Raw genomic sequence first — 23,223 nt, 5'->3', positions numbered from 1 at the left:
ATCAGGTCCTCCCTCACGACACGCCCCGCGATCGGGGGGAGTAATCATCATGCAACACGAAACGGGATTTGTGAGGGTCCGCATGGCGGATCAATGCCGCCGGTCCGAATACTGTGCGTTTCCGGAACCCCGTTCGCGCGGCGCATTGTGGACCGGCGAAGCCGTCCACCCCACAGCCGGACTAGTCACCGCGCGGTCGTCAGGTCCGGGCGCAGGGCGTCGACGATCAGGTCCAGCAGCCGGCCGATCCGTTCCGCGTCCTTGCCGGCCGAGGTGGACAGGAACACGCCGAGCAGCATCACGGTGACGTCTTCCGGGTCGACGCCGGCGCGCAGCGTGCCCGCGAGCGCCCCCGCGTCGAGGATCGAGCCGATCGCCGCCGTGATGCGCCGGCGCGTTGCCGGGGTCGCGATGCGGCCCGAAGCCAGGCTCGCGCGCAGGCTGTCCGCCATTCCGCGCTTGGTTTCCACGAAAGCCGAGTAGCGGTCCATCCACGCGCGGAGGGCGGCCTCGGGCGGAAGCTCCCCGAGCAGCGCCGGGGCACTCGCGGTGACGTCGTCGAGCTCGGCCGCGTAAACAGCTTCGACGAGCTCCTCGCGGGTCGGGAAGTGGCGGTAGAGCGTGCCGATCCCGACGCCGGCCTCGCGGGCGATCGCTTCCAGCGCGACGGTGCCGTCGGCGGCGGCGAACGCGGCCCGCGCGACCGCGACGAGCTTTTCCCGGTTGCGCCGCGCGTCGGAGCGCACCGGGCGGTGAGGTTCGGGCGAGGACAAAACGGAGGCACCTCCGGTTGTGCTACTGTCGGCTTAGCGGAGGTTCCTCCGCTTCCCCATCATCGCACGAAGACGGGACAACGCATGCCTTCCCTCGAAAACGCCCCGCGGCCGGGTGGCACCGGTGCGCTCGCCGGCCGGACCGTCTCCCGCGTCGGGTACGGCGCGATGCAGCTCGAACGGCTCCGCGACGACCGCGACGCGGCCGTCACGCTGCTGCGCCGGGCCTTCGACCTCGGCGTCGACCACGTCGACACCGCGCAGTTCTACGGCAACGGCTTCGTCAACGACGTCATCCGCGAGGCCGTCCGGCCCGGGGACGACATCCTGGTCGCCAGCAAGGTCGGCGCCGACCCCGATCCCGGCGGCCCCATCCCGCTCCGCTTGGCGCAACGGCCCGAACAGCTGCGGGCGAGCGTCGAGGACAACCTGCGGGCGCTCGGCCTCGACCGGATCCCGCTGGTCAACCTGCGCCGCGCGGACCGGGGCCCCGGACTGGTGGCCGAGGGCGACCAGCTGGTCGGCCTCGACGATCAGCTCGCGGTCATGACGGCCCTGCGCGAGGAGGGCAAGATCGGCGCGATCGGGCTCAGCCACGTGACCCTCGACGTCCTGCGCCGTGCGCTCCCGGCCGGCATCGCGTGTGTGCAGAACGCTTACAGCCTCGTCAGCCGCGAAGACGAAGACGCGCTCGAGCTCTGCCTCGCGGAGAACATCGCCTGGGTGCCGTTCTTCCCGCTCGGCGGCGCTTTCCCCGGCCTGCCCAAGGTGACCGACGAACCGGCGGTGCAGGCGGCCGCCCGGGAGCTGGGCCGCACGCCGGCGCAGGTCGGGCTGGCCTGGCTGCTGAACCACGCGCCGAACGTCCACCTCATCCCGGGCACCGCGAACGCGGATCACCTGGCGGGCAACGTCTCCGCGGGCGAGATCGTGCTCGACGGCGAGACGCCGGCCGCCCTGGACGCCGTCCTGTCCCGCTCGCTGGACGCCACGCTCGGCTGAGCACCCCAGGGCAGGACGACGCCATCGCGGATCAGTTCGCCGTACTGCGCCGGCTCGACCGGGCGGAACACGAGGTCCAGCAACGCCTCCGCCGCGCGAGCGGGACTCGGCGCGTCGCTGACGTCCCACCACAGGGCGGACGTCGGCGTGTTCATCATCCCGGGGCAGACGGCGGCGAGCAGGATCCCGCGCGCCAGGTCGTCCTCACGGCGCTGGGCGGCGAGCGCTCGCACGGCCGCGACCTGGCCGATCTTGGACGGGATGTTGACGAAGCCCGGCCAGTCGCCGGCGCGGGCGCTGCCGTCCTCGACCGCGTCACGCCAGGCGGCCACTTGCTTGTCCACCTCGTCCAATGAGGACAGTCCGGCGAACCGGTCGTGCAGCGCGGGCGCGAGGTGGTTCAGCGTGCCGAAGGAGCTGGCCACGACGAGGAACCGGCCGTCGTCCCGCAGCAGCGGCGCGAACGCGCGGAGCAAGCTGGTGGTGCCGAAGTTGTTGACCTCGGCGTATTCCCGCACGATCTTGCGCGGGTCATCGTCGGGGCCGACCCGCATGACGGCGTTGCCGATCACGACGTCGACGCCGCCGTGCCGCTCCGCCAGCCGCGCGGCGAGCCGGCCGGGCGCGCCGGGTTCCGCGACGTCGAGGACCTCGCCGCGGACTTCGGCGCCGCCGGCGGGCACGGCTTCGACGGCCCGGGCGACGCGCCCGGTGTCACGGCCGGTCAGGTAGACGGTGTCCTCGGTGGACAGGCGGGCCGCGAGCCCTTCGACCAGGGCGAGTCCCAGGCCTTGGGTGGCGCCGGTGACGAGTGCGGTTTTCGGGGTCATCCCTGCACGCTAGGTCGGCTGGGGCCATGCGAACAGCGAAAGAACCGCACACCTGGTATGCGTGGAAGTCATGACCTTCGCCGACGCGTCCCTGACCGCCCTGCGGGTGTTCCGCGAGGTGGCCGAGCGGGGCACGCTCACCGCCGCGGCCACCGCGCTCGGCTACACCCAGTCCGCGATCTCCCGGCAGATCGCGTCGCTGGAGCGGGCGGCGGGCACGCCGTTGCTCGAACGGCGCCACGACGGCGTGCGGCTCACGTCGGCCGGGCGGATCGTGGTGCGCCGCGCCGCCGGCGTCCTCGACCAGCTCGACGCCACCGCGCGCGAACTGGCCGGGCTGCCCGGCGAGCAGGGGACGGTCCGGCTGGGCTGGTTCCCGACCGCCGGGGCCGACCTGCTGCCCCGCGCGTTGGCCGCCCTGCGGCGCACGCACCCGGCGATCACCGTGCTCAGCCGGGAAGGCGGCACGCCGGCGCTGGTCCGCGCCCTGCGCGCCGGCACCCTGGACCTCGCGCTGGTGGCGTCGGCGCCGCCGTTCCGCCCCCTCGACACCGAAACCCCGGCGCTGGCCGTGCGGACGCTCGCCGACCGCAGCTTGCGCGTGGCGGTCCCGGCCGGCGACCCGCTGGCGCGCCGGGAGTTCGTCGACGTCGCCGACCTGCGCGGCCGGCGCTGGATCGGGGGCTCGGGCGACGACCGCGTGCTGGGCGTGTGGCCCGGCCTGGACGAGCGGCCTGAGATCGCCCACACCGCCCGCGACTGGCTGGCGAAGCTGCAGCTGGTCGCGGCCGGCTGCGGCATCACGACGGTGCCCGGTTCCCTGGGCGCGGTGGTGCCACCCGGGGTGCGCGTGCTGGAGGTTCGCGGTGGTCCCGGGGAGCAGCGGCGGGTCTTGCTCGCGCACCTCCCCGGCCCGCTGCCCGAACCGGCGGCGCACGTCGCCGCGGCACTGCGCGAAGCCGCCCTCGAGACGGATGCCCGCCCGTAGCCGAACGTCGCGAATGACTCATTGGGGGCGCCGGAGGTCCCGAATGAGTCATTCGCGACGCTCGGCGGCCGGCGGCTACGGGAGGCCGATCACGGTTCGCGGCGTGAGCCGCCCCTTCCCGGGCTCCCGCGTGACCTCCCCCGCCGTGACCGCGGACGTCAACGCCCCGGCCGCGTCCTCCGGGCGGTAGATCGTCTCCAGCAGCGTGAACCGCTGCAGCTCCGCGACCGTGCGGCTCCCCCGGCGCGCCAGTTCCGCCAGCAGGGCCCGTCGCAGCGGCAGCAGCTGCGGCGTCAGCGAGATGTCGACCAGAATGCCCTCGGCGTCGCGCGGGTCGCGGTAGCGGATGCCCGCGAACTCGTCCACCGCCCACAGCTCGCTCTTGAACGTCGCGAGGTGCTTGAGGTCCGCTGTCGAAAACACCAGCAGGCGCGCCTCGCCGTCCTCGTCGACGAGCTCGACCGAGCACCCGTGCTCCACGGGGTGGTCCCCCGCCGGCGCCGTGACGAGCACCTCGTGCCCCTTGCCGCGGGCCATCGGCTCGACCAGCGGCCACGCCTCCGGACCGTCCAAATGGGTCAGTACCGGCCCGGTGAGCCCGAGGTCACGGGGATCTTCGGCGACCCGCACCGAAAGGCCTGGCGGCACTTCGCCGGGCACGGCCGAGCCGACGATCACCAGCTCCAGGTGGTGTCCCTCGAGCCGGTCGGAGAACTCGCCGAACACCCGGAGCGCGTCGGCCGCGAACCCGCCGCACTCGACGTACGTGCCGCCGCGCTGGGACCGCAGCGCCTTCGCCGTCCACGCGTCGAGGTACCGCACCAGCACGTCCCGCTCCACCGCGGCATGCTGGTCAAGGCGCCGTACGCGCTCGGCCACGCCTCCGGTTGTACCGCAGTGACTCGCTCCGCACCAGAGCCGCCGCCCGATAGGCTCGGCCGCCACCCGCGGGTCGTGGACTGGCAGGGGGGCGCTCAGCCCTCCGGGTAGAAGAGGAAGAGCGTGCAGCCGGTCGTGCTCGCGGGCACGTGCCACGTGCCGGCCGGCGCGTGCAGGAACGTGCCCGCCGGGTGGTCGCGCGCGCCGTCGTTGAACGTGCCCGCGACGACGTAGACCTCCTCCGGACCGGGTTCGTGGACGTCCTTGCGCGGCCACGACGTGCCGGCGTCCATCTCCAGGACTCCTGCGTGCGCGCCGGTCGGTCCGGTCCACAGTGGACGCAGCCGGATGCCGGGGAAGAGTTCACGGACGGGCGCTTCCCGGACGGTGGCCCAGGTGTAGCCGTCCTGTTCGAGGATCTCGGGGTGCATGACCGCCACGGTGCCCCGGCGGGAGGGACCGGACCAGTGTCCGGGAAGACACCTTGGGGTACTTTCTTGCCATGCATCGCGTGGTGGCCCTGGTGCGGCCGGTGCAGTCGACGTTCGAGCTGGGCTGCGCCGCCGAAGTCTTCGGCACGCCACGGGCCGGCGTGCCCCGGCACTACGAGTTCGAGGTGTGCGCGGAGACGCCCGGCCCGGTGCCGACGACGGCCGGGTACGCGATGTCCGTCTCGCGCGGCCTGGCGGCGCTGAACTCCGCCGACACCGTGATCATCCCCGGCTGGGCGCCGGTGGAGGCGCCGCTGCCCCCGCGCGTCCGCCGCGCGCTGCTGCGGGCCCACGCGCGGGGCGCGCGGCTCGTCACCATCTGCTCCGGGGTCTTCGCGCTCGCCCGCACCGGCCTGCTGGACGGCCGGTCCGCGACGACCCACTGGGGCCGCGCCGAGCAGCTGCGGCGCGAGTTCCCCCGCGTGCGTGTGGAGCCGGACGTGCTGTACGTCGACCACGGCGACGTCGCGACGAGCGCCGGTGCGGGCGCGGGGATCGACCTGTGCCTGCACCTCGTCCGGCGGGACCACGGGGCCGCGCACGCCGCCCTCGTCGCGCGGCACATGGTGATGCCGCCCCACCGCGAGGGCGGCCAGGCGCAGTTCGCCCCGCCTCCCCCGCCGCCGGACGCGCTGGACGGCCTCCTCGGCTGGGCGGCCGGCCGGCTCGGGACGTCGTTGTCGGTGGGCGAGCTGGCCGCCCACGCCGGCGTCTCGCCCCGCACGCTGGCCCGGCGGTTCGCCGACCAGCTCGGCACGAGCCCCGGCGCGTGGCTGCTGGCCCGCCGGGTGACGGAGGCCCGCACGCTCTTGGAGGAGACGGACCTGCCGGTGGAGGCGATCGCGGCCCGGGTCGGCCTGACCTCGGCGGTCAACCTGCGGCGCCGGTTCCGCGCTCGGGTGGGCACGACTCCGGGCGCCTACCGGCGGGCGTTCCGGACGCCGTAACGCCTTGTCGTCGTCGACGTCCCAGTTCCTGGGCACGATTGCCTTCGGGGGCGAGGAGCGGTCCACTCGGCGCACCCGCTTCTCCGCCGGAAGGATCACCATGTCGGTCACCGACGAGCTCCTGGCCAACAACGCCGGTTACGCCGCCCGGTTCACCGGGCCGCTCCCGCTGCCGCCCGCCAAGCACGTCGCCGTGCTCGCGTGCATGGACGCGCGCATCAACGTCTACGGCGTGCTCGGCTTGAACGAAGGCGAAGCCCACGTGATCCGCAACGCCGGCGGCGTGGTCACCGAGGACGAGATCCGCTCGCTGGCCATCAGCCAGCGGCTGCTCGGCACCGAGGAGATCATCCTCATCCACCACACCGACTGCGGCATGCTCACCTTCACCGACGACGACTTCAAGAAGTCGATCCAGGAAGACGTCGGCGTCAAACCCGCTTGGGCCGCCGAAGCGTTCAGCGACCTCGACGAAGACGTCCGCCAATCCATCGCGCGGATCAAGAACAGTCCCTTCATCCCCAAGAAGGATTCCGTGCGGGGCTTCGTGTTCGACGTCGCCACCGGCAAGCTGGACGAAGTCGCATGACCAAGCCGACCGCCGACTGGGCCGCGGTGGCGGTCGCGGCCGTGCTCGTCCTGCTGGCCGCGTTCGGCTTGCTGCCGGCGATCACCTTCCTCGTCAAATGAGCACGGACACGACGACCCGCGACGGTGGGCCGACGACCATCCCGGTCCTGCGGTACGTGCCCGGCCTGCTGCTGCTCGCCGCCGTCGGGATCGTGGGAACGCTGGCGCAGAACGAGGTGCGCGCCATCGGCAAGGCGACCGGCACCGCGCTGCCCGACCTCGAATACGTGCTGTGGGCGATCATCCTCGGGCTGGTCATCCGCAACACGATCGGCGTCCCGGCGGTGTTCCGGCCGGGCGTGGCCACCTACGAGTTCTGGCTGAAGATCGGCATCGTCCTGCTCGGCGCCCGGTTCGTGCTGGGCGACCTGCTCAAGCTCGGCGGACTGAGCCTCGGCCTGATCCTCATCGACATGGCCGTCGCGACGACCGTGATCCTCTTGGTGGGCAAGCTCTTCGGGCTCGGCGGGAAGCTGTCGTCGCTGCTGGCGATCGGCACGTCCATCTGCGGGGTTTCGGCGATCATCGCGGGCCGGGGCTCCATCGACGCCGACGACGAAGACTCCGGTTACGCCATCGCCGCGATCCTCGCGCTCGGCGCGGTCGCGCTGTTCACGTTCCCGCTGATCGGGCACGCGCTGAACCTGTCCGACACGCAGTTCGGGCTGTGGGCGGGACTGGCGGTGGACAACACCGCGGAGACGACGGCGACCGGCGCGGCCTACTCCCCGCACGCCCAGGACGTCGCCGTCGCGGTGAAGAGCACCCGCAACGCGTTGATCGGGCTGGTCGTGCTCGGGTACGCGGCCTACTGGTCGACCCGGGGCGGCAAGTCCGTCGCAAGTGGACCGAGGGAGCGCGCGGCTTTCGTGTGGCGCACGTTCCCCAAGTTCGTGCTCGGTTTCCTCGCCGTGTCGGCGCTCGCCACCGCGCACGTGTTCACCAAGGCCGAGGTGACCAGTCTCGGCAACCTGTCGAAGTGGGCGTTCCTGCTGTGCTTCGCCGGTGTCGGCCTGAACTTCGACCTGCGGCAGATGGCCCGCAGCGGGTTCCGGCCGCTCGTCGTCGCGGCACTCGGGCTGGTCGTGGTGGCGGCGTGCTCACTCGGGCTCGTGCTGCTGACGTCCCAGTGGGTCACCTTCGACTGACCACGGCGGCCGCGGCCAGCGCGACCGCGAACACCCCGTAGGCGGCGAACAATCCGCCGGCCGAGCTCAGGGTGCCGCCGATCGCGCGGCCCAGGAGCTGCCCGACGCACTCGGCCGTGATCACCGCGGTGGCCAGCTCCGTCGCGGTGAACCCGCTCGAGCCCGCGGTGGTCGCCCGGACGTACAGGCCGGGATAGGCGAGCCCGACGCCGATCCCGGCCACCGTCCACGCGGCGAGCAGCACGAAGAACGGACCACCGACGGCCAAGACCGCCGTGCCGAGCGCGGTCAAGCTCAAGCCGGTCGCGGGAAGACGTCGTCCGGACAGGCTCGTCACCGCCCAGGCCAGCGGCGCCGCGCCGAGGACGATCGCCGCCTGGCCGAGGCTCACGCCGAACCCCGTGGTCAGCAGGACGGTGATCAGGCTGTCGGCGCCGAAGTAGCCGACCGCGAACAACACCATCGCCGCGAGCGCGGCGGGCGTCCCCGGGCGCAGGCGCGCGGTGCCGGCCGGCAGGATCGCGACCATCCCGGCCGCGGCGACCCCCGCGCCGGCGATCGCGAGCGGCCACCACCCCGCGCTCAGCACGACCCCCGCCGCGCCCAAGGGCACCAGCAACGTCCGTCCGAGCGGGCGTGGCGCGGCGTCCGCGGGCGGGTCGTCGCGGACGGCGCGCACGACCAGCAACCGTCCGAAGAGGACGAAGGGCACCGGCACCAGCAGGGTCCAGCGCCAGCCCACCAGGTGTTCCAGCCCCAGCGTCGCGGCCGGACCGACCAGGGCGGGCACGATCCACATCGCCGACGACGCCGCCACCACCCGCAGGCGCACCCGCTCGTCGAGGTGCCGGATCGCGGAGCTGACGCCGAACACCGCGAGCAGGCCACTGGCGAGCCCGGTGGAGAGCTGCCCCAGGGCGAACATCCACGCGCTTCGGGCGCCGGCCGCCCCGACGAGCCCGCCGACGTAGGCGACCATCCCGGCGGCGAGGGTGCCCCGCGTACCCAGCCGGCCCAGCACCCGGCTCGCCAGCGGAAGCGCGACGAACAACCCGAGCGTCGAACCGGCGATCAGCAGCCCGAGCCGGTCCCCCGCGTCGAGGTCATCGGCGACGACGGGCAGCAGCGTCGAAGCGACGAAGCTGGTGACCGCCGCCGCGAACTCGAGCGCGACGATGCCCACCGCGAGGACCAGCGTTCCCCGCGGCAGCACGGTCATGTGTAAAGCTCTCGGTCGTAGGCGTTGATCTGCACCGCGACGCCGTCGGGGTCCGGGACGCGCAGCGAGCGCCCGAACCCTTCGTCGATCACGGGCCCCGGCTCGTACCCGGCGGCCCGCAGCCGTTCCGCGACGTCTTCGAGGAGTTCGTCGGTCTCGAAAGCCAGTTCGCACCGTCCGGCGTCGCCCTGGTGCAGGGCCAGCATGCCGTCGCCGGCGGGCATCTCGACCCAGCCCCCGGGCCGCGACACCGAGCCGACCCGAAGGCCGAGTACCTCGTAGAAGCGCGTCATGGCCTCGACGTCGGAGCTGTAGCGGATCGGCATCACTCGCATCACGGGCGTTCCTCGCTCTGTCGCAGGTGGTCCTCGAGAACGCGCTCGACGTAGGCCGAAAGGGACTCGTCGGCATCGACGGAGGCGTGCTTCACCCGCCGGATGAGCTCGACCGGCAGGTAGACGCTGAACTGCCGCTTGGCGGGTTCGGGCATGCCCACATGCTAGCAAATGGGCATGCCCGCATGCCTGGTCCCGTTCGAGGGCCGGTCAGCTTCTGGTGCGCGCCACGGCGCCGGCGATCAGCAACGCCAGGCCGTTCTGCAGCGCGGGAGCCAAGTCCAGGTGCAGCGCGGCCAGCGCCGGATCCACCTCGTACGCGGCGAGAGCACTCGGCGACGGCCGGCAATGCGTCCACAGACCGCCGGTCAGGATCATCGCCAGCAGGCACACCGACGCCGCCTCCTCCTCCACCTCCGGCACGTACCGGCGCATCAGCTCCGCCATCGAGCCCAGCCCGGCGAGGGCGGACCGCTTGAAGCGCACGACGGCGTCGGTGGACACGTTGTGTTCCAGGACACCCGCCTGCGCGCCGATGAGGTCGCACAACACGGTGTGTCGCGCCAGCGAATGGGCGACGACCGCCGCGAACCGCTCGCCGCGCTCCCCCGCCGGCCCGTCGAGGTCGACGCCGCCGGCCAGTTCGTCCGCCACTTCGGCCAGCCAGTCGCGCAGGGCCCGGTCGAGCAGTTCGAGCAGCACCGCTTCGCGGGATTCGAAGTAGCGCAACACATTGGACTTCGCGAGCCCGACCCGCCGGCTGAGCTCGTTGAGGCTCACGTCGGCCACCGGCATCTCGTCGAGCATCGCCAGCGCCGTGTCGAGGATCGTGCGGCGCCGCTCCTCCCGCTGCTCCGCGCTGCGGGCCCTCTGGAACGTCATGCCACCCAGCGTAACGCCCGGCGCGCGAAATTGAAGACCGGCAGTCTCTTGACAACAGACCGTCGGTTCCTTAGCGTCGTTCTCATAACAGACCGCCGGTCCGAAAGGGCCGCCACGGAGGGAACGCCATGAGCGAGAACTGGACCGAACGCGACGTCCCGAGTCAGCAAGGCCGCGTCGCCGTCATCACCGGCGCCAACACCGGGCTCGGGTTCGACACCGCGAAGGTGCTGGCCGAGCGCGGCGCGACGGTCGTGCTGGCCGTCCGCGACGTCGAAAAGGGGAAGCAGGCCGCCGCCCGCCTCGGCGCGAACGCCGACGTCACCGTGCAGGAGCTCGACCTGGGGTCGCTGGACTCCGTCCGGGCCGCCGCGGCCGAGCTGCACGGGACGCTGCCGAAGATCGACCTGCTGGTCAACAACGCCGGCGTCATGTACCCGCCGAAGCAGACCACGCGGGACGGCTTCGAGCTGCAGTTCGGCACGAACCACCTCGGGCACTTCGCGTTCACCGGCCTGCTGCTCGACCTGCTGCTGCCGGTCGAGGGCTCCCGGGTGGTGACGGTCGCGAGCATCGCCCACCGCATCCGCGCCGCGATCCACTTCGACGACCTGCAGTGGGAGAACTCCTACGACCGCGTCGCGGCGTACGGGCAGGCCAAGCTCGCGAACCTGATGTTCGCCTACGAGCTGCAGCGCCGCCTCGCCCCGCACGGCACGACGACGTCGATCGCCGCCCACCCGGGCGTGGCCCGCACGGAGCTGATGCGCAACTCCCCCGCGATCGCCCGCGCCCTCTTCCCGCTGGTCGCCCCGCTGTTCACGCAGAGCTCGGAGCGCGGCGCGCTCCCGACCCTCCGGGCGGCGACGGACCCCGCGGCCCTCGGCGGCCAGTACTACGGCCCCGCCGGCCCGGGCGGCTACCGCGGGCGCCCGCAGGTGGTGGCGTCCACCCCGCAGTCGTACGACGTGGGCATCCAGCGGCGCCTGTGGGCGATTTCGGAGGAGCTGACGGCGGTCAAGTTCCCGGTCGGCTGACGTCCTCGGAGCAAGGCCGGCGCCACGTCAGCGAGCAGCCGGCTAAAGCCAGTCGTGCTCGCGGGCGTAGCGCGCCGCCTCGTGGCGGGTGCGGGTCTGGGTCTTCTGCATCGCGTTCGACAGGTAGTTCCGCACCGTGCCCTCCGCCAGGTGCAGCTGCCCGGCGATGTCGGCCACCGAAAACCCCTCCCGCGTCGCGCGCAGGACGTCGAGCTCGCGGTCGGTCAGCGGGCAATCGTCGACGACCGCGAGCGCCGAGACGTCCGGGTCGATCCAGCGCTTGCCCGCGTGCAGCGTCCGGATCACCGACGTGATGTGCGCCGGTTCCGCCGACTTGCTGACGAACCCCTGCACCCCCAGCTTCAGCGCCTTCCGGAGCACGCCCGGGCGCGCGTGCCGGGTCAGCATCAGGATCACCTGCTCCGGCCGCGCGCGCCGGATCTCCGCGACCGCGCCGAGACCGTCCACCGTGGGCATCTCCAGGTCGATGACGAGCACGTCCGGGCGGTGCCGCAGCGTGGCCGCCACCGCCTCTTCGCCGTCTTCGGCCTCGGCGAGCACGGTGATCTCGCCCTCCAGCGGCAGCAGCGCCGCCAGCGCCTTGCGGAGCAGGGCTTCGTCGTCGGCGAGCACCACGGTGGTCATCGGCCCCCCTCCCGGGACTTCGAGGGAAACGCCGCCGCCGTCCGGAACCGGCCGTCCGAACGCGACACCTCCAGCTCGCCGCCGTTCTCCCCCAAGCGGTGCCGCAACGCCGAAAGCCCGCTGAGCTCCGGCGGGCCGTTGTCGGCCGCGCCGTCGTTGACGATGGCGATCCCGCACCGCGAAAGCGTGATCCGCACCTGCCGCGCCTGGGCGTGGCGCAGGATGTTGGTCGTCGTCTCGCGCAGCACCTGGCCGAGCAGCTCGCCCACGCGAGCGTCCACTTCGGACTCCCGCTCGACGCGCACGTGGATGCCCGCGGCCTCGAACAGGTTCTTCGCGTTCTCCAGCTCGGCGGAGAGGTTGAGCCTCCGCTGGGCGTAGGCGAGCTCCTTGGTCTGCACGATGGTGTCGCCGACCAAGCTGCGCACCTCCGCCAGCTCCGCGCGCGCCCGGTCGACGTCGCTGTCCAGCAGCTTCTCGGCGAGCGCCACCTTCAGCTTGACCACGTGCAGCGTGTGGCCCTGGATGTCGTGCAGGTCGCCGGCGAAGCGCACGCGCTCCCGGATCACGGCCAGCTCCGCCTCCCGCTCGCGCGACTGCTCGAGCTCCGCGATCAGGTCGAAGAACCGCTGGCTGGCGAACATGAACACGGTCGAGATCAGCACCGCCGCCGCGGGAATGGCGGCGAACTGGATCAGCCGGGCTCCGACGCGGTCGTCGTGCACCAGCACGTTCGTCGCGCCCAGGACGGCGACCAGCACGGCGAGCCCGGCCAGTGCCGGGATCCGGCGGCGCGGGAGCGGCGGAATGAGGAACGACCCCACGAGGGACAGGCCGTAGAACGAGGAGGGGTCGTCGGTCAGCGCCCCGGCCAGCCAGACCAGCGAGGTCACGACCAGGCTGGGCCGCGCGACGCGGAGGAAGTCGCCCGCGGTCCAGCGTTCGGCCGTCGCCAGGGCCGCGATCAGTCCCACGACCTGGATGACGACGTGCCACCACGTCCGGGCGGTGAACACCAGCAGCAGCACGCCGACGAACGCGAGCGGCGGGACCGTCGTGATCAGGTTGAGCCGGCGCAGCCGGTCCTGGACCGCCCCACCGGTCCAGGACGTCCTGCGCGCGATCGTGGGCACCTCCATGAACCGAGCGTATCGGGCCGGGCGGGTCGCACCAGTGACACTGCGTCATACGTCGGGATGACGTCAGCGCACTGCCGCACCGGCGTCGATCCCGCTGGAATCGGAGCATGTCCACGACACCGGTCATCGACGTCGATCGCCTGAACCTCACCTACGACGGTTTCCCCGCCGTGAAAGACCTTTCGTTCCAGGTGGAACGCGGGGAGCTGTACGCGCTGCTCGGCACGAACGGCGCCGGGAAGACCTCGACCCTGGAAACGGTCGAAGGCCACCGCGCGCCGGACTCGGGGGCCGTGCGGGTGTTCGGGAAGGACCCCCGCGACCGCGCCGCCGTGCGGCCGCGGATGGGGATCATGCTGCAGGAGAGCGGGTTCGCCCCGGACCTGACCGTGCGGGAGACCATCGGGCTGGTCGGGGCGCTCACCGAACGCACCGACGACGTCGCCCGCGTGCTCGGCGTCGTCGACCTGACTCGCAAGGCCGCGACAAAGGTCGGCCGGCTCTCGGGGGGCGAGAAACGGCGGCTCGACTTCGCCACCGCCGTGTACGGGACACCCGAACTGGTCTTCCTCGACGAGCCCACCACCGGACTGGACATCCAGTCGCGGGACGCGCTGTGGGACGCGGTGGACCGGCTGCGCGAGGACGGCTCGACGATCGTGCTCACCACGCACTACCTCGAAGAGGCCCAGCAGCGCGCCGACCGCATCGGGCTGATGCACCAGGGCGCGTTCCACCGGGAAGGGACCGTCGCCGAGCTGACGCGGACCCTGCCGGCCACCATCCACTTCGGCCTGCCGCCGGGGTCGCCCCACCCGCCGTTGCACGCCGTACGCCAGGCCGGCGGCCAGTTCCTCGTCGAGACCTTCGGCCTGCAGAAGGACCTCCACACGCTGCTCGGCTGGGCGCAGGACCACGCCGTGGAACTGCACGACCTGCGCGCCGGGCCAACCCGGCTCGACGACGTCTTCCGCGCCATCGAACACTCCTGAGAAAGAGGGCACTCCCATGTGGACGATCGCTCGCGGCGAGCTGATCCAGCTCTTCCGGAACCGCTTGGTGCTGGTCACCGCCCTCGTGCTGCCGGCCGCGCTCAGCGCGTTCTTCATCGCCAAGCACGACCTCTTCACCGAAATCGGCAGTCTCGGCTACATCGCCACCCTGGCGCTGTTCTTCGTGGCCGGCATCGGGCTCTACACGACGACGGTCACCACGCTGGCCTCCCGCCGTCAGAACCTGTTCCTCAAGCGCCTGCGCTCCACCGCGGCGGGCGACACCGGCATCCTCGGCGGGCTGCTGCTGCCGATCACCCTGCTCTCGGTGCTCCAGATCGCCGTCATCCTGAGCGCGCTGGCCGTGGTCGCCGGGACGCCGGCCGACCCGCTGCTGCTGGTCGTGGCCGTGGTCTCGGTCGTGGCCATGATGCTGGCGCTCGGCCTGGCCACCGCGGGCCTCACGAACTCCCCCGAGCACGCGCAGGTCACCACGCTGCCGGTCAGCCTCGGCGTGATCGCCGTGTCCGGCTGGGTCGGCGTCACCGGCACCGGGGACCTCACGCTGCTCAAGCGCCTGCTGCCCGGCGGTTCGGCGACCGAGCTGGTGCTGAACGCCTGGAACGGCGGCAAGCCGCTCGGCGACTCGCTGGTCCTCTTCGGACCCACCCTGGCCTGGGTCGTCATCGCCGTCGCGCTGGCCACGCGGCTCTTCCGCTGGGAACCGCGCCGCTGACCGCGGTGCGTACGAGAGAGGGAAATCCGATGCGCAAAACCTTGCTGGCCGCGGCGATCGCCGTACTCGGCGCGACGGTGGTGGTGCCGTCCGCGTCCGCGGCTCCGAACCAGCTGAACTGGGGCCCGTGCCCGGCCGGGGCTTTCCCAACGCCGGACCTCCAGTGCACGACGATGAAAGTCCCGCTGGACTACCGGGCCCCGGACGGCCGGAAGATCGACGTCGCGGTGTCGCGGCTGCCGAGCAAGAATCCGGCCAAGCGACGGGGCGTGCTGCTGACGAACCCGGGAGGACCCGGCGGCGAAGGCCTGGACTACCCGCAGCTGCTCAAGCTGGTGAAGCTGCCGCAGAGCGTGCTCGACGAGTACGACTTGATCGGCTTCGACCCGCGCGGCGTCGGGCACAGCACCCCGGTGACCTGCGACCTGACCACGGACCAGATGGCCGTCGGCAACCTGCCGTACGCGAAGGGCCCGGCCGACGTCGTGAAGCAGGCGGAGCTCGCGAAGACGGAGGCGCGGCAGTGCGCCGCCGCCTCGACCGCGTCGATGCTGCCGTACGTCACGACGGCGAACACCGCGCGGGACATGGACGAAATTCGTGCCGCGCTCGGCGAGTCCACGGTGTCCTATCTGGGCGCGTCGTACGGCACCTACCTGGGCGCGGTGTACACGACGATGTTCCCCGAGCGCAGCGACCGGTTCGTGCTGGACAGCAACCTGGGGCCGGGCGGCTACGACATCGACGCGATGCGCGGCTTCGGCCGCGGGATGGAGGACCGCTTCCCGGACTTCGCGAAGTTCGCCGCGGCCCACCCGGAGTACGGGCTCGGCGCCACGCCGGCGCAGGTGACCGCCAAGTTCCACGAGCTGGCCGCGCGGCTGGACCGCAACCCGGTCGAGGGCCTCACCGGGTCGCTGTTCCGCGGCTTCACGTTCGAGCTGCTGTACGCCACCGACCTGACGCCGCTGGCCGAGGACTGGCAGGCCCTGGACCAGGGCCGGAAGCCGAAGTCGGCGGCCACGCTCGCGGCACCGCCGGAGAACCTCTTCGCGGCCCGGCTCGCCGTGCTGTGCGGGGATTCCGCCTGGCCGCGGTCGGTGGCGAGCTACCAGGTGGACGTGGCGGTCGACCGGATCCGGTACCCGCTGATCGGCGCGGGCTCGGCGAACATCGGGGCGTGCGCGTTCTGGCCGTCGGCACCGGTCGAGCCGAAGGTGCGGATCACCGGCCGGGGCCCGGCGAACGTGCTGATGGTGCAGAACGAGCGTGACCCGGGGACGCCGCTGGCGAACGCCCGCAAGCTGCGGGCGGCGTTCGGCGACCGCGCCCGGCTGGTGACCGCCGACCAGGGCGGGCACGGGGCTTACCTGTTCGGGCCGAACCAGTGCGCCAACAGCGCGGTGACGGGGTTCCTGGTAACGGGGTCGCACCCGGCGCACGACGTGTTCTGCGCGGCGGAAACGCCCTGACCGGTGGCCGGCCGCGTCGCGAGCACACCCGCTCGCGGCGCGGCTCCGGCTCTCGCTTCGACGGCCGGGTCAGTCCGCCACCCGGATGATCGTCTTGCCGGGGACGCGCCGGCGGCCGGCGAACGCGTCGGCCGCCTCCTCGAGCGGGCGCACCTCGCCGACGAGGGGCTTGAGGCGTCCGTCCCGCACCCGCTGGGCCAGATCCGCCAGCCGGGCACGGTCGGGTTCGACGACGAAGAAGACCGCGCGCGCGTCTTTCGGGCGGACCGTCGGCGGCTCGGCGATCGTCACCAGGGTGCCGCCGGGGCGCACCAGCTCGGCCGACTTCGCGAGGATGTCGCCGCCGATGACGTCGAAGACCACGTCGGCCTGCTCGCCCGGATCGGCGTCCGGTGCCTGGAAGGCGTGGGCGCCGAGGCCGAGCACCAGGTCGCGGTCGCCGGCCCGGCCGGTGCCGATCACCCGGGCGCCGGCCGCCCGGGCGAGCTGGACGGCGATCGACCCCACCCCGCCGGCGGCGCCGTGGACCAGCACGGTCTGGCCGGTGGTGAGCCCCGCGTGGTCGAACAGTCCCTGCCACGCGGTCAGTCCCGAGATCGGCAGTGCCGCGGCCACCGTGTGGTCGATGTCGGCCGCCAGCGGCGCGAGGTTGCGCGCCTCGACGGCGGTGTATTCGGCCAGGGAACCGTTGCGCGTCCAGTCGGCCAGGCCGAAGACCCGCTGGCCGACGGTCAGGCCGGTGGTGCCGTAGCCCAGCTCGGCGACGACGCCGGACAGTTCGTGCCCGGGCACGCTGGGCGTGCGGTCGCGGCCGGCGCGGTCGGTCCAGCTGGCGGGCCAGGTGAGCTCGCCGGGGGTGAACCCGGCGGCGTGGACCCGGACGACGACGTCGTTCTCGGCGGCGTGCGGGTAGGGCAGATCGGTGACGGTGAACCCGCCGACGCCCGCGTCCCGGTCTTTCACCGTGATGGCTTTCATGGCTGCTCCGTTTCAGCTCGGCCAGGCGGACCCGAGAACGCGCTCGACGGTCGTCGTGCGCCGGAAGCCGGGGAGGAAGTGTTCGATCACGTCGGCGTTGACGGTGCCGTTGGTGGTGTCCGGGCGGTTCTTCTGCCCCTCGAAGTAGGCGGCCAGGAACTCGTTCTTGAAGTCGCCCCGCGGGTGCACAGCGAGGATCTCCTCCACCCGGTCGGTGTCCAGCTCGCCGAGCCCGAACCCGACGATGTCGGTCAGCACGCCGAAGTGCGTGCCGGCGATCTCCGGGCCCATGCGGCCGGGGATGCCGGGCGTCGTGTGCAGCGCGATCGCCGTCCACACGGTTTCCGCGGCCGCGGCGGAGAAGCCGCGCTCGAGCAGGAACTTGCGCCCGTGGTCGGCGCCGTCGACCTCGAAGCGCTGCTCCACATCGGAAAACGGCGTCGCGAGGCCGGTGTCGTGGAACAGGGCGGCCAGGTAGAGCAGCTCGGGGTCCGGCTCCACGCCGAGCCGCTCGGCGTGGAGCCGGCCGAAGAAGTAGACCCGGCGGGAGTGGTGGTAGACGAGCGGGCTGGTCGTCTCCTGGAGGTGCCGCGTCGCTTCGGCGACGGCCGCGGTGTCGGGGACCTCCAGACCGGCGATGACCTCGGTCATGATTTTCGCCTTTCCTCTTCGAGTAGTGCGACGAGTGCGTCGGGACGGGTCAGGAACGCCTCGTGATCCCCGGGCACGGTCACCGGCTCGACCCCGAGCCGATCGGGGAACCGCGGGCACCAAGCGTATTCCCCCGGCGGCATGGCGAGATCGGCTTCACCCGCCAGGTAGCTGACGGGCACCCCGAGCGCGGGCGCGTCCATGGGCTGCTCGAAGTAGCTCATCGGCTGGGGCACGAGCAGGTCGTACAGGAGCTTCCGGGCGGGCTCGGGCGTGTCTTGGGCGAAAGCGTTCTGCCACACCGGGTAAGGGAGAACGACCGAGTGGTCGGCGGACTCCCGGGCGAGCTGCCGGAACAGCGCGGCGTGCCCGGGCGGCACGTCGTCCACGAGGGCGACGCCGTCCTCGGGGACAAAGGCGCTGTAAAACACGAGCCGGCGCAGTCGGCGCGGAACCCGGTGGGCCGCGCCGAAGATCGGGTAACCACCCCAGCTGTGACCGACCAGGGTGACGTCGGTCAGGTCGTTCGCGGCGAGGAAGCCGGCCACGAAGTCGATGGTGTCGGCGAGCTCGAACCGCCGGGGGTCGTCACCGTCGTTCAGGCCGGGCAGGGTGAGCGCGAAGACCCGGTGGCCGAGAGCGCGCAGCCGCTGCGCGACGGGGCGCCAGGACCAGGCGCCGTGCCAGGCACCCGGGACGAGGACGTAGGTCTCCACCATCGAGCGAGTCACCTTTCTGTGGCTCCACCACCGGAGGGCGCCGATGCCACCCGGTCTGCGATCGACGCTAGTCTGACGTTTCGTTACAGTCAAGTACTGTAACCGATCTAACGCGAAAGACGGCGCCTGCGCGCGGCGTCCCCGCGCGCAGGCGCCGAACTCACTTGGTGGATGCGATGAAGTACACGACAATGCCGATCAACGCGAGAACTTCCGTCAGCACGAAGGTCGAGTAACCGATCGTCTGCAGTTTTCCTCGCGCTTCCGGCTGGCGCGCGGTACCATTGATGACGGCCGCGAAAATCAGGCCGACCCCGATTCCCGGGCCGATTGCGCCCAGGCCGTAGCCGATCGCGGCGAGGCCGGGGTTGATGTTGGTGGTCTGGGCCAGAACAGCGTCGTTCATGGACTTTCCCCTTCACATCGGCCCACGCGCACACACGCGTGGAACAGCGGCTTCTGGTGTCACACTGGACAAGTGAAGCGTCAGGTAGAGGGATCTCGCCAAGCAGGAGAATCGAGGGGGCGGGATTTCACCGGAACCGATGGTTCGAACACGGCAAGAATATCAGAAAACCGCACGAAATGCTCTTGCACGGAATGCGTTACCGCGTTTCGCTCACAGCGAAGAAGCCCGAGGCGGGATCAGTCCTCGTCGGTGGTCGCCGCCAGGAACGCCGCGAGGTCGTCGGTGAACCGCAGCAGCAGGTCGTAAAACGCCTGACGGTCCTTCGAGGACCACCCGGACAGCGCCTCGCCGAACCAGCCGAGGAGCGTGGTGACGTACCGGTCGGCCAGCTCGGCGCCGTCCGGGGTCAGCTCGACCAGGCGGGCGCGCCGGTCGTCGGGGTCGGCGAGGCCGTGCACGAGCCGGCGTCGTTCGAGCACGTGCAGGTGCCGCGTGACGTGCGGGCCGGCGACCTGCATCCGATCCGCGATCTCGCCGACGCGCATCGCCTTCCCCGTCATGTGCAGGGCGAGGATGATCGACAGGCCCGGCCGGTCGAGGTCGGCCCCGGCCTGCTTCATCGCCCGCTCCCCCAGGCCGCTGCGGTTCATCAGGTTGCCCAGCTGCATGAGCCGCGGCAGCACGGAACGCAGGTCGGACCCGTCGCCGGGTTCAGTGGCGGCCATCACACCTCTTAGATAGCTAACTTAGGTATATAGTTGCGTCATGCCGGAAGCACTCCCCGGCATTGTCGCACTCGCGATATGGATACCTAACTTAGCTATCGGGGGTCACCATGAACACCACACCACGCTCCGTCCTGATCTCGGGCGCGAGCATCGCCGGCCCGGCGCTCGCTTTCTGGCTGCGGAAAGCCGGCTTCGCGGTCACCATCGTGGAGAAGTCCGCCGAGCTCCGGGACGGCGGCTACCCGATCGACGTCCGCGGCACGGCCCTGGACGCCGTCCGGCGGATGGGGATCCTGCCCCGCCTGCGGGACCTGCACATCTCCACCCGCCGGCTGGTCTTCCTCGACACCGACGGCAGCGAACTGGCTTCGCTCGAACCCAACGCGATCATCGGCGGCGTCGACGGCGAAGACGTCGAGATCCGCCGGGGAGACCTGACGCGCACGCTGTACGACCTCGTGCGCGACGACGTCGACATCCGGTTCGGCGAGACGATCGAAACCCTTGTGCAGCACGAAGACGGCGTCGACGTCACCTTCCGCAGCGGCCGGCGGGAAACCTTCGACCTGGTGATCGGCGCCGACGGCCTGCACTCGAACACCCGCGGGCTGGTCTTCGGCGCCGAAGAGCGGTTCCACCACTACCTCGGCTACAGCTTCGCCGGGTTCACCATGCCCAACGACTTCGGCCTCTACCGCGAGGGGCTCACGTGGAGCACCCCGGGCAAGGGCGCGGCGCTCTACGCGGTCCTCGAAAGCAAGGAGATCCACGGATTCCTGGTCTTCGCCCGGCCGGACGCGCCGATCGAGGCGTTCCGGGCCCCGGAGGCACAACGGGATCTCGTCGCCGCCACGTTCGCCGGCGAGGGCTGGGAAATCCCGCGCATGGTCGAGGCGATGCGCGAGGCCGACGACCTGTTCTTCGACGTGGTCAGCCAGATCCACCTGCCACGCTGGTCGGAAGGCCGCGTCGCCCTCGTCGGCGACGCGGGTTACGCCCCGTCCTTCATGACCGGGCAGGGCACCAGTCTCGCCCTCGTCGGCGCCTACGTGCTCGGGCACGCCCTGGCCACGATCCCGGATCACGCGGCGGCTTTCGCCGCTTACGAGAGCCGGTTGCGGGACTTCGTCGAAGGCAACCAGGCCCTGGTGAGCGAAGGCAAGGCCACGCTGTTCCCGACCACGGCGGAGGCTCTCGAACAACGGAACGCCGCGCTCCGGCAGATCACCGAGGCACCGGCACGCGAGCCGCACCCCGAGCATTCGGCGCTCACGCTGCCGGACTTCCCGGCCCGCTGAGGCCTACTTCTCCAAGTGGACGGCCAGCGCTTCGGCCGCTTCGCGCGGCGTGCACGCGCCGGCCAGCACGTGGGCGGTGAGGCCGTCGACCAGCGCCGAGGTCGTGCGGGCCTCGTGGCCGCGGGCCGGATCGGTGGTGGCGAGGCGGGCGCGGAGCTCCCGGTGGGCGGCGCCGAAGCGCAGGCGCAGCGGATCGGCGAGGTCCGGGCCCGCCGCCGAGCGGACGAGCAGGCCCAGCCACGGCCGGTGCGCGGCGAGGTCCGGCGCCGCCTGCCCGGCCAGGGTGCCGAGCAGACCGGGCTCGTGCCGCGCGGCGGCGATCCGGCGGTCGACGGCGTCGACGGTGTTCGTGAGGGTCAGGCGCAGCAACAGTTCTTCGGCGGCGGCGTGGCGGGCCCCCCACTCGGGTGACCGCCGGGCCTCGGCGGCGACGGCCGGCGCGGTCACCGCCGCCAGCCCGTCCCGCACGATGATCCGCACCACCGCGTCCGCCACGTCCGTCCCGCGCATCCCCGGCCTCCCCACCCCGATCCGTGCTCCCATGGTCGCCGCGCGGCCGCGAGGGGCGCGACGATCAGGGCACGGCCGAATCGTCGTGCACCAGGCCGGCACCGCGCGGGGTGCGTTCGTAGAGCACGACCCGGCCGGCGCGGCGGGACCGGACGAGGTTGTTCAGCCGCAGCACGGCGAGGTGTTCGCTGACCGTGGCGGGCGTGACGCCGAGGTGTTCCGCCAGCTCCGTGGTCGACCGGGGCAGGTCGAGCAGGGCGAGCAGCGCCGCCCGGCTGCGGCCGACGAGATCCGCCAGCGGAGCCCGCGCGACCGGCGGCGCCTGCTCCCAGAGCCGGCCGATCCCGCGCGCGGGATAGCCGATCGACACCTGGTCGTGGCCGTCGCAGACGCTGAGCCGCGGCCAGATGAACGCGCTCGGCTTGAGCAGCACGCCCACGCCGTTGACGACGTGCCGGACGTCGTGGCGGGGCAGCAGGATGCGCAGCCGGTCGCCCGCGTACTCGATCTGCGGGTGCAGGTCGTCGAAGAGCCGGGTGAGCCCGCCGCCGGTCAGCATCGCCGCGCGGTGGGCGAAGTCGGCCTCGTGCAGCGAGCACAGCCGCGGCCACACCGGCTCGATCGCCGCCCGCCAGTAGGCGGCGAGCAGGTCGCAGAACGGCCCGAGCGCGCGCCCGGGGTCGTCGTGCAGCGGCCGCAGCACCGGCGGGATCTCTTGCGGAGCCCAGCATTCGTCGAAGTAGCACCGGACACCGGCATCGTCGGTGGCCCGCACGCGTTCGAGCTGGTCGTCGAACGTGTCGGCGGCTTCGGTGAGCGGATTCAGGAACCCCGGGAAGCCGTGGTCGATCGACAGGAGGGTGAAGAGAACCGTGAGGTCGAGGCCGGCCAGCCGGCTCCGGGCCATCGACACCCACGGGCGGTGCAGGTCCACGCCGCGGCGGCCCGCCAGGACGTAGACGCTGCCGCGGAGCTCTTCCATGGGCGAGCGGGCGAACCGCACTCGCGCCAGGTCGAGCGTTCCGAGCACCAGCTCGATCACCGGGCCGATTCTACGCGGGGCCGGGCGGGATGAGGCCGCAGCGGCGCGAGGAAGCGGTCATCGTGCGCGGGGACAACTGAACCGGCGGAGGGGCTCGCGCGGGTGCGCGGGCCCCTCCCTCACGGTGCTTCCGGCCAGCGGACGACGTCCGGGTACTCGTGGAACTGCCGCAGGTGCCGATCCTCGGTGCGGCTCTGCAGCGGGAACGTGAACCGCGAGCCGTCCGGCCAGGTCAGGGTGCGCTTCCGGAAGCTGACCTCCGGGGCGTCCGTTCCCCGCGCCTCCCACAGGATGCGTGGTTCGGGCGCGTCGGCCGGGTCCACGTACGTCGACCCCGTCTCCACCAGCGCGACCGACGACGGCGAGCACACCAGCCACGGGCCCTTCGCCCGCCGGAGCAGATCCAGCGGCTCGAGGACCTGGGCGTCCGCCGGGCCGGTCACGTGGACCGCCCGCTCGCCCTTGCCGCCGCCGCTGCCGGCCGCGCTCGCCAGGTACGCGACGTACCCCACCGCCGCGCCGATCCCGCGCGCGACGTTCCCGATGGCTCGCAGGACGGGCTGCGTACCCTCGACCGTGCCGTCCTCGCGGCGGCCGGGGACGGCGAACCGCAGGTCCGCGTCCCCCAGCCGCAGCACGATCACCGGTTCCCGCCAGTGGTCGCGCATCAGCGCCTCGACGCGCTCCCGGAACCCGGGGCGCACGAGCGCGGCGTCCTTCACCGACTCCATGCGGTCGCCGAA

General features: G+C 72.2%; 28 protein-coding genes. 10 read left to right on the top strand and 18 right to left on the bottom strand.

Annotated features, from left to right (window positions below; genetic code table 11):
* Positions 1 to 185: 185 nt before the first annotated feature.
* Entirely contained in the window at positions 186 to 773 is a 588-nt protein-coding gene (locus AB0N03_RS47000; protein WP_364387075.1) for a TetR/AcrR family transcriptional regulator, read from the bottom strand.
* A gap of 84 nt (positions 774 to 857) precedes the next feature.
* On the opposite strand from AB0N03_RS47000, the gene AB0N03_RS46995 reads away from it, so the two are divergent.
* Positions 858 to 1,775, top strand: a complete 918-nt coding sequence (locus tag AB0N03_RS46995) for an aldo/keto reductase (protein WP_364387073.1) — start codon at positions 858 to 860, stop codon at positions 1,773 to 1,775.
* Here the strand turns inward: AB0N03_RS46995 and AB0N03_RS46990 are convergent.
* Positions 1,670 to 2,605 carry an SDR family NAD(P)-dependent oxidoreductase gene (locus AB0N03_RS46990; protein ID WP_364387071.1) on the bottom strand — a complete coding sequence of 312 codons (936 nt, stop codon included), beginning with the start codon at positions 2,603 to 2,605 and terminating at the stop codon, positions 1,670 to 1,672. The genes AB0N03_RS46995 and AB0N03_RS46990 overlap by 106 nt on opposite strands.
* A gap of 70 nt (positions 2,606 to 2,675) precedes the next feature.
* Here AB0N03_RS46990 and AB0N03_RS46985 point away from each other — a divergent pair, with 70 nt between their 5' ends.
* Positions 2,676 to 3,593, top strand: a complete 918-nt coding sequence (locus AB0N03_RS46985; RefSeq protein WP_364387069.1) for a LysR family transcriptional regulator — start codon at positions 2,676 to 2,678, stop codon at positions 3,591 to 3,593.
* 75 nt (positions 3,594 to 3,668) lie between these two features.
* On the opposite strand, the gene AB0N03_RS46980 is transcribed toward AB0N03_RS46985, so the two are convergent.
* Complete coding sequence (locus tag AB0N03_RS46980; protein ID WP_364387067.1) at positions 3,669 to 4,433, bottom strand: hypothetical protein; 765 nt, start codon at positions 4,431 to 4,433, stop codon at positions 3,669 to 3,671.
* A 134-nt stretch (positions 4,434 to 4,567) separates the two neighbouring features.
* A complete protein-coding gene (locus AB0N03_RS46975) occupies positions 4,568 to 4,903 on the bottom strand; it encodes a cupin domain-containing protein (RefSeq protein WP_364387065.1) in 336 nt (111 codons plus the stop codon).
* A 71-nt stretch (positions 4,904 to 4,974) separates the two neighbouring features.
* Between AB0N03_RS46975 and AB0N03_RS46970 the strand changes: the two genes are divergently transcribed.
* From AB0N03_RS46970 to AB0N03_RS46960, 3 genes are all read left to right on the top strand, one after another.
* On the top strand, positions 4,975 to 5,910 hold the full coding sequence (locus AB0N03_RS46970) for a helix-turn-helix domain-containing protein (protein WP_364387063.1): 936 nt from the start codon (positions 4,975 to 4,977) through the stop codon (positions 5,908 to 5,910).
* 100 nt (positions 5,911 to 6,010) lie between these two features.
* Positions 6,011 to 6,499 carry a carbonic anhydrase gene (locus tag AB0N03_RS46965; protein WP_364387061.1) on the top strand — a complete coding sequence of 163 codons (489 nt, stop codon included), beginning with the start codon at positions 6,011 to 6,013 and terminating at the stop codon, positions 6,497 to 6,499.
* A 97-nt stretch (positions 6,500 to 6,596) separates the two neighbouring features.
* Positions 6,597 to 7,688, top strand: coding sequence for a putative sulfate exporter family transporter (locus AB0N03_RS46960; protein ID WP_364387059.1), 1,092 nt, complete (start codon positions 6,597 to 6,599; stop codon positions 7,686 to 7,688).
* Here the strand turns inward: AB0N03_RS46960 and AB0N03_RS46955 are convergent.
* Genes AB0N03_RS46955 through AB0N03_RS46940 form a run of 4 tightly spaced genes read right to left on the bottom strand, consistent with a single transcriptional unit; the run spans position 7,675 to position 10,124 of the window.
* Positions 7,675 to 8,907 (bottom strand): MFS transporter, encoded by a 1,233-nt coding sequence (locus AB0N03_RS46955; protein WP_364387057.1) that lies wholly within the window; start codon positions 8,905 to 8,907, stop codon positions 7,675 to 7,677. The two genes, AB0N03_RS46960 and AB0N03_RS46955, sit on opposite strands and share 14 nt — an antisense overlap.
* The gene (locus AB0N03_RS46950) at positions 8,904 to 9,242 is read right to left on the bottom strand and encodes a VOC family protein (RefSeq protein WP_364387083.1); all 339 of its coding nucleotides are present in this window, start codon (positions 9,240 to 9,242) and stop codon (positions 8,904 to 8,906) included. The genes AB0N03_RS46955 and AB0N03_RS46950 overlap by 4 nt, the downstream gene beginning before the upstream one ends.
* The gene (locus AB0N03_RS46945) at positions 9,242 to 9,397 is read right to left on the bottom strand and encodes a CopG family transcriptional regulator (protein WP_364387055.1); all 156 of its coding nucleotides are present in this window, start codon (positions 9,395 to 9,397) and stop codon (positions 9,242 to 9,244) included. Before AB0N03_RS46945 ends, AB0N03_RS46950 begins: the two co-directional genes overlap by 1 nt.
* Before the next feature lie 55 nt (positions 9,398 to 9,452).
* Complete coding sequence (locus AB0N03_RS46940; RefSeq protein WP_364387053.1) at positions 9,453 to 10,124, bottom strand: TetR family transcriptional regulator; 672 nt, start codon at positions 10,122 to 10,124, stop codon at positions 9,453 to 9,455.
* A gap of 128 nt (positions 10,125 to 10,252) precedes the next feature.
* On the opposite strand from AB0N03_RS46940, the gene AB0N03_RS46935 reads away from it, so the two are divergent.
* Positions 10,253 to 11,161 (top strand): SDR family NAD(P)-dependent oxidoreductase, encoded by a 909-nt coding sequence (locus AB0N03_RS46935; RefSeq protein WP_364387051.1) that lies wholly within the window; start codon positions 10,253 to 10,255, stop codon positions 11,159 to 11,161.
* A 42-nt stretch (positions 11,162 to 11,203) separates the two neighbouring features.
* On the opposite strand, the gene AB0N03_RS46930 is transcribed toward AB0N03_RS46935, so the two are convergent.
* Positions 11,204 to 11,806, bottom strand: a complete 603-nt coding sequence (locus tag AB0N03_RS46930; protein WP_284740782.1) for a response regulator transcription factor — start codon at positions 11,804 to 11,806, stop codon at positions 11,204 to 11,206.
* The gene (locus AB0N03_RS46925) at positions 11,803 to 12,945 is read right to left on the bottom strand and encodes a histidine kinase (protein WP_364387049.1); all 1,143 of its coding nucleotides are present in this window, start codon (positions 12,943 to 12,945) and stop codon (positions 11,803 to 11,805) included. The genes AB0N03_RS46930 and AB0N03_RS46925 overlap by 4 nt, the downstream gene beginning before the upstream one ends.
* A gap of 107 nt (positions 12,946 to 13,052) precedes the next feature.
* Here AB0N03_RS46925 and AB0N03_RS46920 point away from each other — a divergent pair, with 107 nt between their 5' ends.
* The 3 genes from AB0N03_RS46920 to AB0N03_RS46910 are packed head-to-tail and all read left to right on the top strand — an operon-like array spanning position 13,053 to position 16,145.
* Positions 13,053 to 13,937, top strand: a complete 885-nt coding sequence (locus AB0N03_RS46920) for an ABC transporter ATP-binding protein (RefSeq protein WP_364387047.1) — start codon at positions 13,053 to 13,055, stop codon at positions 13,935 to 13,937.
* 16 nt (positions 13,938 to 13,953) lie between these two features.
* Complete coding sequence (locus AB0N03_RS46915) at positions 13,954 to 14,673, top strand: ABC transporter permease (RefSeq protein ID WP_364387045.1); 720 nt, start codon at positions 13,954 to 13,956, stop codon at positions 14,671 to 14,673.
* Between the two features lie 29 nt (positions 14,674 to 14,702).
* Positions 14,703 to 16,145 (top strand): alpha/beta hydrolase, encoded by a 1,443-nt coding sequence (locus tag AB0N03_RS46910; RefSeq protein WP_364387044.1) that lies wholly within the window; start codon positions 14,703 to 14,705, stop codon positions 16,143 to 16,145.
* Positions 16,146 to 16,214: 69 nt separating this feature from the next.
* Here the strand turns inward: AB0N03_RS46910 and AB0N03_RS46905 are convergent, their stop codons facing one another.
* From AB0N03_RS46905 to AB0N03_RS46885, 5 genes are all read right to left on the bottom strand, one after another.
* A complete protein-coding gene (locus AB0N03_RS46905) occupies positions 16,215 to 17,123 on the bottom strand; it encodes an NADP-dependent oxidoreductase (protein ID WP_364387042.1) in 909 nt (302 codons plus the stop codon).
* A gap of 12 nt (positions 17,124 to 17,135) precedes the next feature.
* Positions 17,136 to 17,774 carry an HD domain-containing protein gene (locus AB0N03_RS46900; RefSeq protein ID WP_364387040.1) on the bottom strand — a complete coding sequence of 213 codons (639 nt, stop codon included), beginning with the start codon at positions 17,772 to 17,774 and terminating at the stop codon, positions 17,136 to 17,138.
* The gene (locus tag AB0N03_RS46895) at positions 17,771 to 18,493 is read right to left on the bottom strand and encodes an alpha/beta fold hydrolase (RefSeq protein WP_364387038.1); all 723 of its coding nucleotides are present in this window, start codon (positions 18,491 to 18,493) and stop codon (positions 17,771 to 17,773) included. The genes AB0N03_RS46900 and AB0N03_RS46895 overlap by 4 nt, the downstream gene beginning before the upstream one ends.
* Positions 18,494 to 18,653: 160 nt before the next feature.
* Entirely contained in the window at positions 18,654 to 18,899 is a 246-nt protein-coding gene (locus AB0N03_RS46890; protein WP_285479013.1) for an ATP F0F1 synthase subunit C, read from the bottom strand.
* Positions 18,900 to 19,138: 239 nt separating this feature from the next.
* The gene (locus AB0N03_RS46885; protein ID WP_364387036.1) at positions 19,139 to 19,627 is read right to left on the bottom strand and encodes a MarR family transcriptional regulator; all 489 of its coding nucleotides are present in this window, start codon (positions 19,625 to 19,627) and stop codon (positions 19,139 to 19,141) included.
* Positions 19,628 to 19,737: 110 nt separating this feature from the next.
* Here AB0N03_RS46885 and AB0N03_RS46880 point away from each other — a divergent pair, with 110 nt between their 5' ends.
* The gene (locus AB0N03_RS46880; RefSeq protein WP_364387034.1) at positions 19,738 to 20,928 is read left to right on the top strand and encodes an FAD-dependent monooxygenase; all 1,191 of its coding nucleotides are present in this window, start codon (positions 19,738 to 19,740) and stop codon (positions 20,926 to 20,928) included.
* Positions 20,929 to 20,931: 3 nt separating this feature from the next.
* Here the strand turns inward: AB0N03_RS46880 and AB0N03_RS46875 are convergent, their stop codons facing one another.
* The 3 genes from AB0N03_RS46875 to AB0N03_RS46865 all read right to left on the bottom strand — a co-directional run bounded on the left by AB0N03_RS46875 (position 20,932) and on the right by AB0N03_RS46865 (position 23,211).
* Positions 20,932 to 21,438, bottom strand: a complete 507-nt coding sequence (locus tag AB0N03_RS46875) for a hypothetical protein (protein ID WP_364387032.1) — start codon at positions 21,436 to 21,438, stop codon at positions 20,932 to 20,934.
* Positions 21,439 to 21,502: 64 nt separating this feature from the next.
* The gene (locus tag AB0N03_RS46870) at positions 21,503 to 22,480 is read right to left on the bottom strand and encodes a helix-turn-helix domain-containing protein (protein WP_364387030.1); all 978 of its coding nucleotides are present in this window, start codon (positions 22,478 to 22,480) and stop codon (positions 21,503 to 21,505) included.
* A gap of 119 nt (positions 22,481 to 22,599) precedes the next feature.
* Positions 22,600 to 23,211 (bottom strand): hypothetical protein, encoded by a 612-nt coding sequence (locus AB0N03_RS46865; protein WP_364387028.1) that lies wholly within the window; start codon positions 23,209 to 23,211, stop codon positions 22,600 to 22,602.
* Positions 23,212 to 23,223: the final 12 nt, after the last annotated feature.

It is taken from the genome of Amycolatopsis sp. NPDC051061, assembly GCF_040682935.1.
Classification (GTDB): domain Bacteria; phylum Actinomycetota; class Actinomycetes; order Mycobacteriales; family Pseudonocardiaceae; genus Amycolatopsis.
This window is presented reverse-complemented; position numbering and strand designations above follow the sequence as displayed.

Coding starts and splice junctions, on each gene's coding strand:
- AB0N03_RS46995 (WP_364387073.1), top strand. CDS start 858: ATGCCTTCCCTCGAAAACGCCCCGCGGCCGGGTGGCACCGGTGCGCTC.
- AB0N03_RS46990 (WP_364387071.1), bottom strand. CDS start 2,605: ATGACCCCGAAAACCGCACTCGTCACCGGCGCCACCCAAGGCCTGGGA.
- AB0N03_RS46985 (WP_364387069.1), top strand. CDS start 2,676: ATGACCTTCGCCGACGCGTCCCTGACCGCCCTGCGGGTGTTCCGCGAG.
- AB0N03_RS46975 (WP_364387065.1), bottom strand. CDS start 4,903: ATGCACCCCGAGATCCTCGAACAGGACGGCTACACCTGGGCCACCGTC.
- AB0N03_RS46970 (WP_364387063.1), top strand. CDS start 4,975: ATGCATCGCGTGGTGGCCCTGGTGCGGCCGGTGCAGTCGACGTTCGAG.
- AB0N03_RS46965 (WP_364387061.1), top strand. CDS start 6,011: ATGTCGGTCACCGACGAGCTCCTGGCCAACAACGCCGGTTACGCCGCC.
- AB0N03_RS46960 (WP_364387059.1), top strand. CDS start 6,597: ATGAGCACGGACACGACGACCCGCGACGGTGGGCCGACGACCATCCCG.
- AB0N03_RS46955 (WP_364387057.1), bottom strand. CDS start 8,907: ATGACCGTGCTGCCGCGGGGAACGCTGGTCCTCGCGGTGGGCATCGTC.
- AB0N03_RS46950 (WP_364387083.1), bottom strand. CDS start 9,242: ATGCGAGTGATGCCGATCCGCTACAGCTCCGACGTCGAGGCCATGACG.
- AB0N03_RS46945 (WP_364387055.1), bottom strand. CDS start 9,397: ATGCCCGAACCCGCCAAGCGGCAGTTCAGCGTCTACCTGCCGGTCGAG.
- AB0N03_RS46940 (WP_364387053.1), bottom strand. CDS start 10,124: ATGACGTTCCAGAGGGCCCGCAGCGCGGAGCAGCGGGAGGAGCGGCGC.
- AB0N03_RS46935 (WP_364387051.1), top strand. CDS start 10,253: ATGAGCGAGAACTGGACCGAACGCGACGTCCCGAGTCAGCAAGGCCGC.
- AB0N03_RS46930 (WP_284740782.1), bottom strand. CDS start 11,806: ATGACCACCGTGGTGCTCGCCGACGACGAAGCCCTGCTCCGCAAGGCG.
- AB0N03_RS46925 (WP_364387049.1), bottom strand. CDS start 12,945: ATGGAGGTGCCCACGATCGCGCGCAGGACGTCCTGGACCGGTGGGGCG.
- AB0N03_RS46920 (WP_364387047.1), top strand. CDS start 13,053: ATGTCCACGACACCGGTCATCGACGTCGATCGCCTGAACCTCACCTAC.
- AB0N03_RS46915 (WP_364387045.1), top strand. CDS start 13,954: ATGTGGACGATCGCTCGCGGCGAGCTGATCCAGCTCTTCCGGAACCGC.
- AB0N03_RS46910 (WP_364387044.1), top strand. CDS start 14,703: ATGCGCAAAACCTTGCTGGCCGCGGCGATCGCCGTACTCGGCGCGACG.
- AB0N03_RS46905 (WP_364387042.1), bottom strand. CDS start 17,123: ATGAAAGCCATCACGGTGAAAGACCGGGACGCGGGCGTCGGCGGGTTC.
- AB0N03_RS46900 (WP_364387040.1), bottom strand. CDS start 17,774: ATGACCGAGGTCATCGCCGGTCTGGAGGTCCCCGACACCGCGGCCGTC.
- AB0N03_RS46895 (WP_364387038.1), bottom strand. CDS start 18,493: ATGGTGGAGACCTACGTCCTCGTCCCGGGTGCCTGGCACGGCGCCTGG.
- AB0N03_RS46890 (WP_285479013.1), bottom strand. CDS start 18,899: ATGAACGACGCTGTTCTGGCCCAGACCACCAACATCAACCCCGGCCTC.
- AB0N03_RS46885 (WP_364387036.1), bottom strand. CDS start 19,627: ATGGCCGCCACTGAACCCGGCGACGGGTCCGACCTGCGTTCCGTGCTG.
- AB0N03_RS46880 (WP_364387034.1), top strand. CDS start 19,738: ATGAACACCACACCACGCTCCGTCCTGATCTCGGGCGCGAGCATCGCC.
- AB0N03_RS46875 (WP_364387032.1), bottom strand. CDS start 21,438: ATGCGCGGGACGGACGTGGCGGACGCGGTGGTGCGGATCATCGTGCGG.
- AB0N03_RS46865 (WP_364387028.1), bottom strand. CDS start 23,211: ATGGAGTCGGTGAAGGACGCCGCGCTCGTGCGCCCCGGGTTCCGGGAG.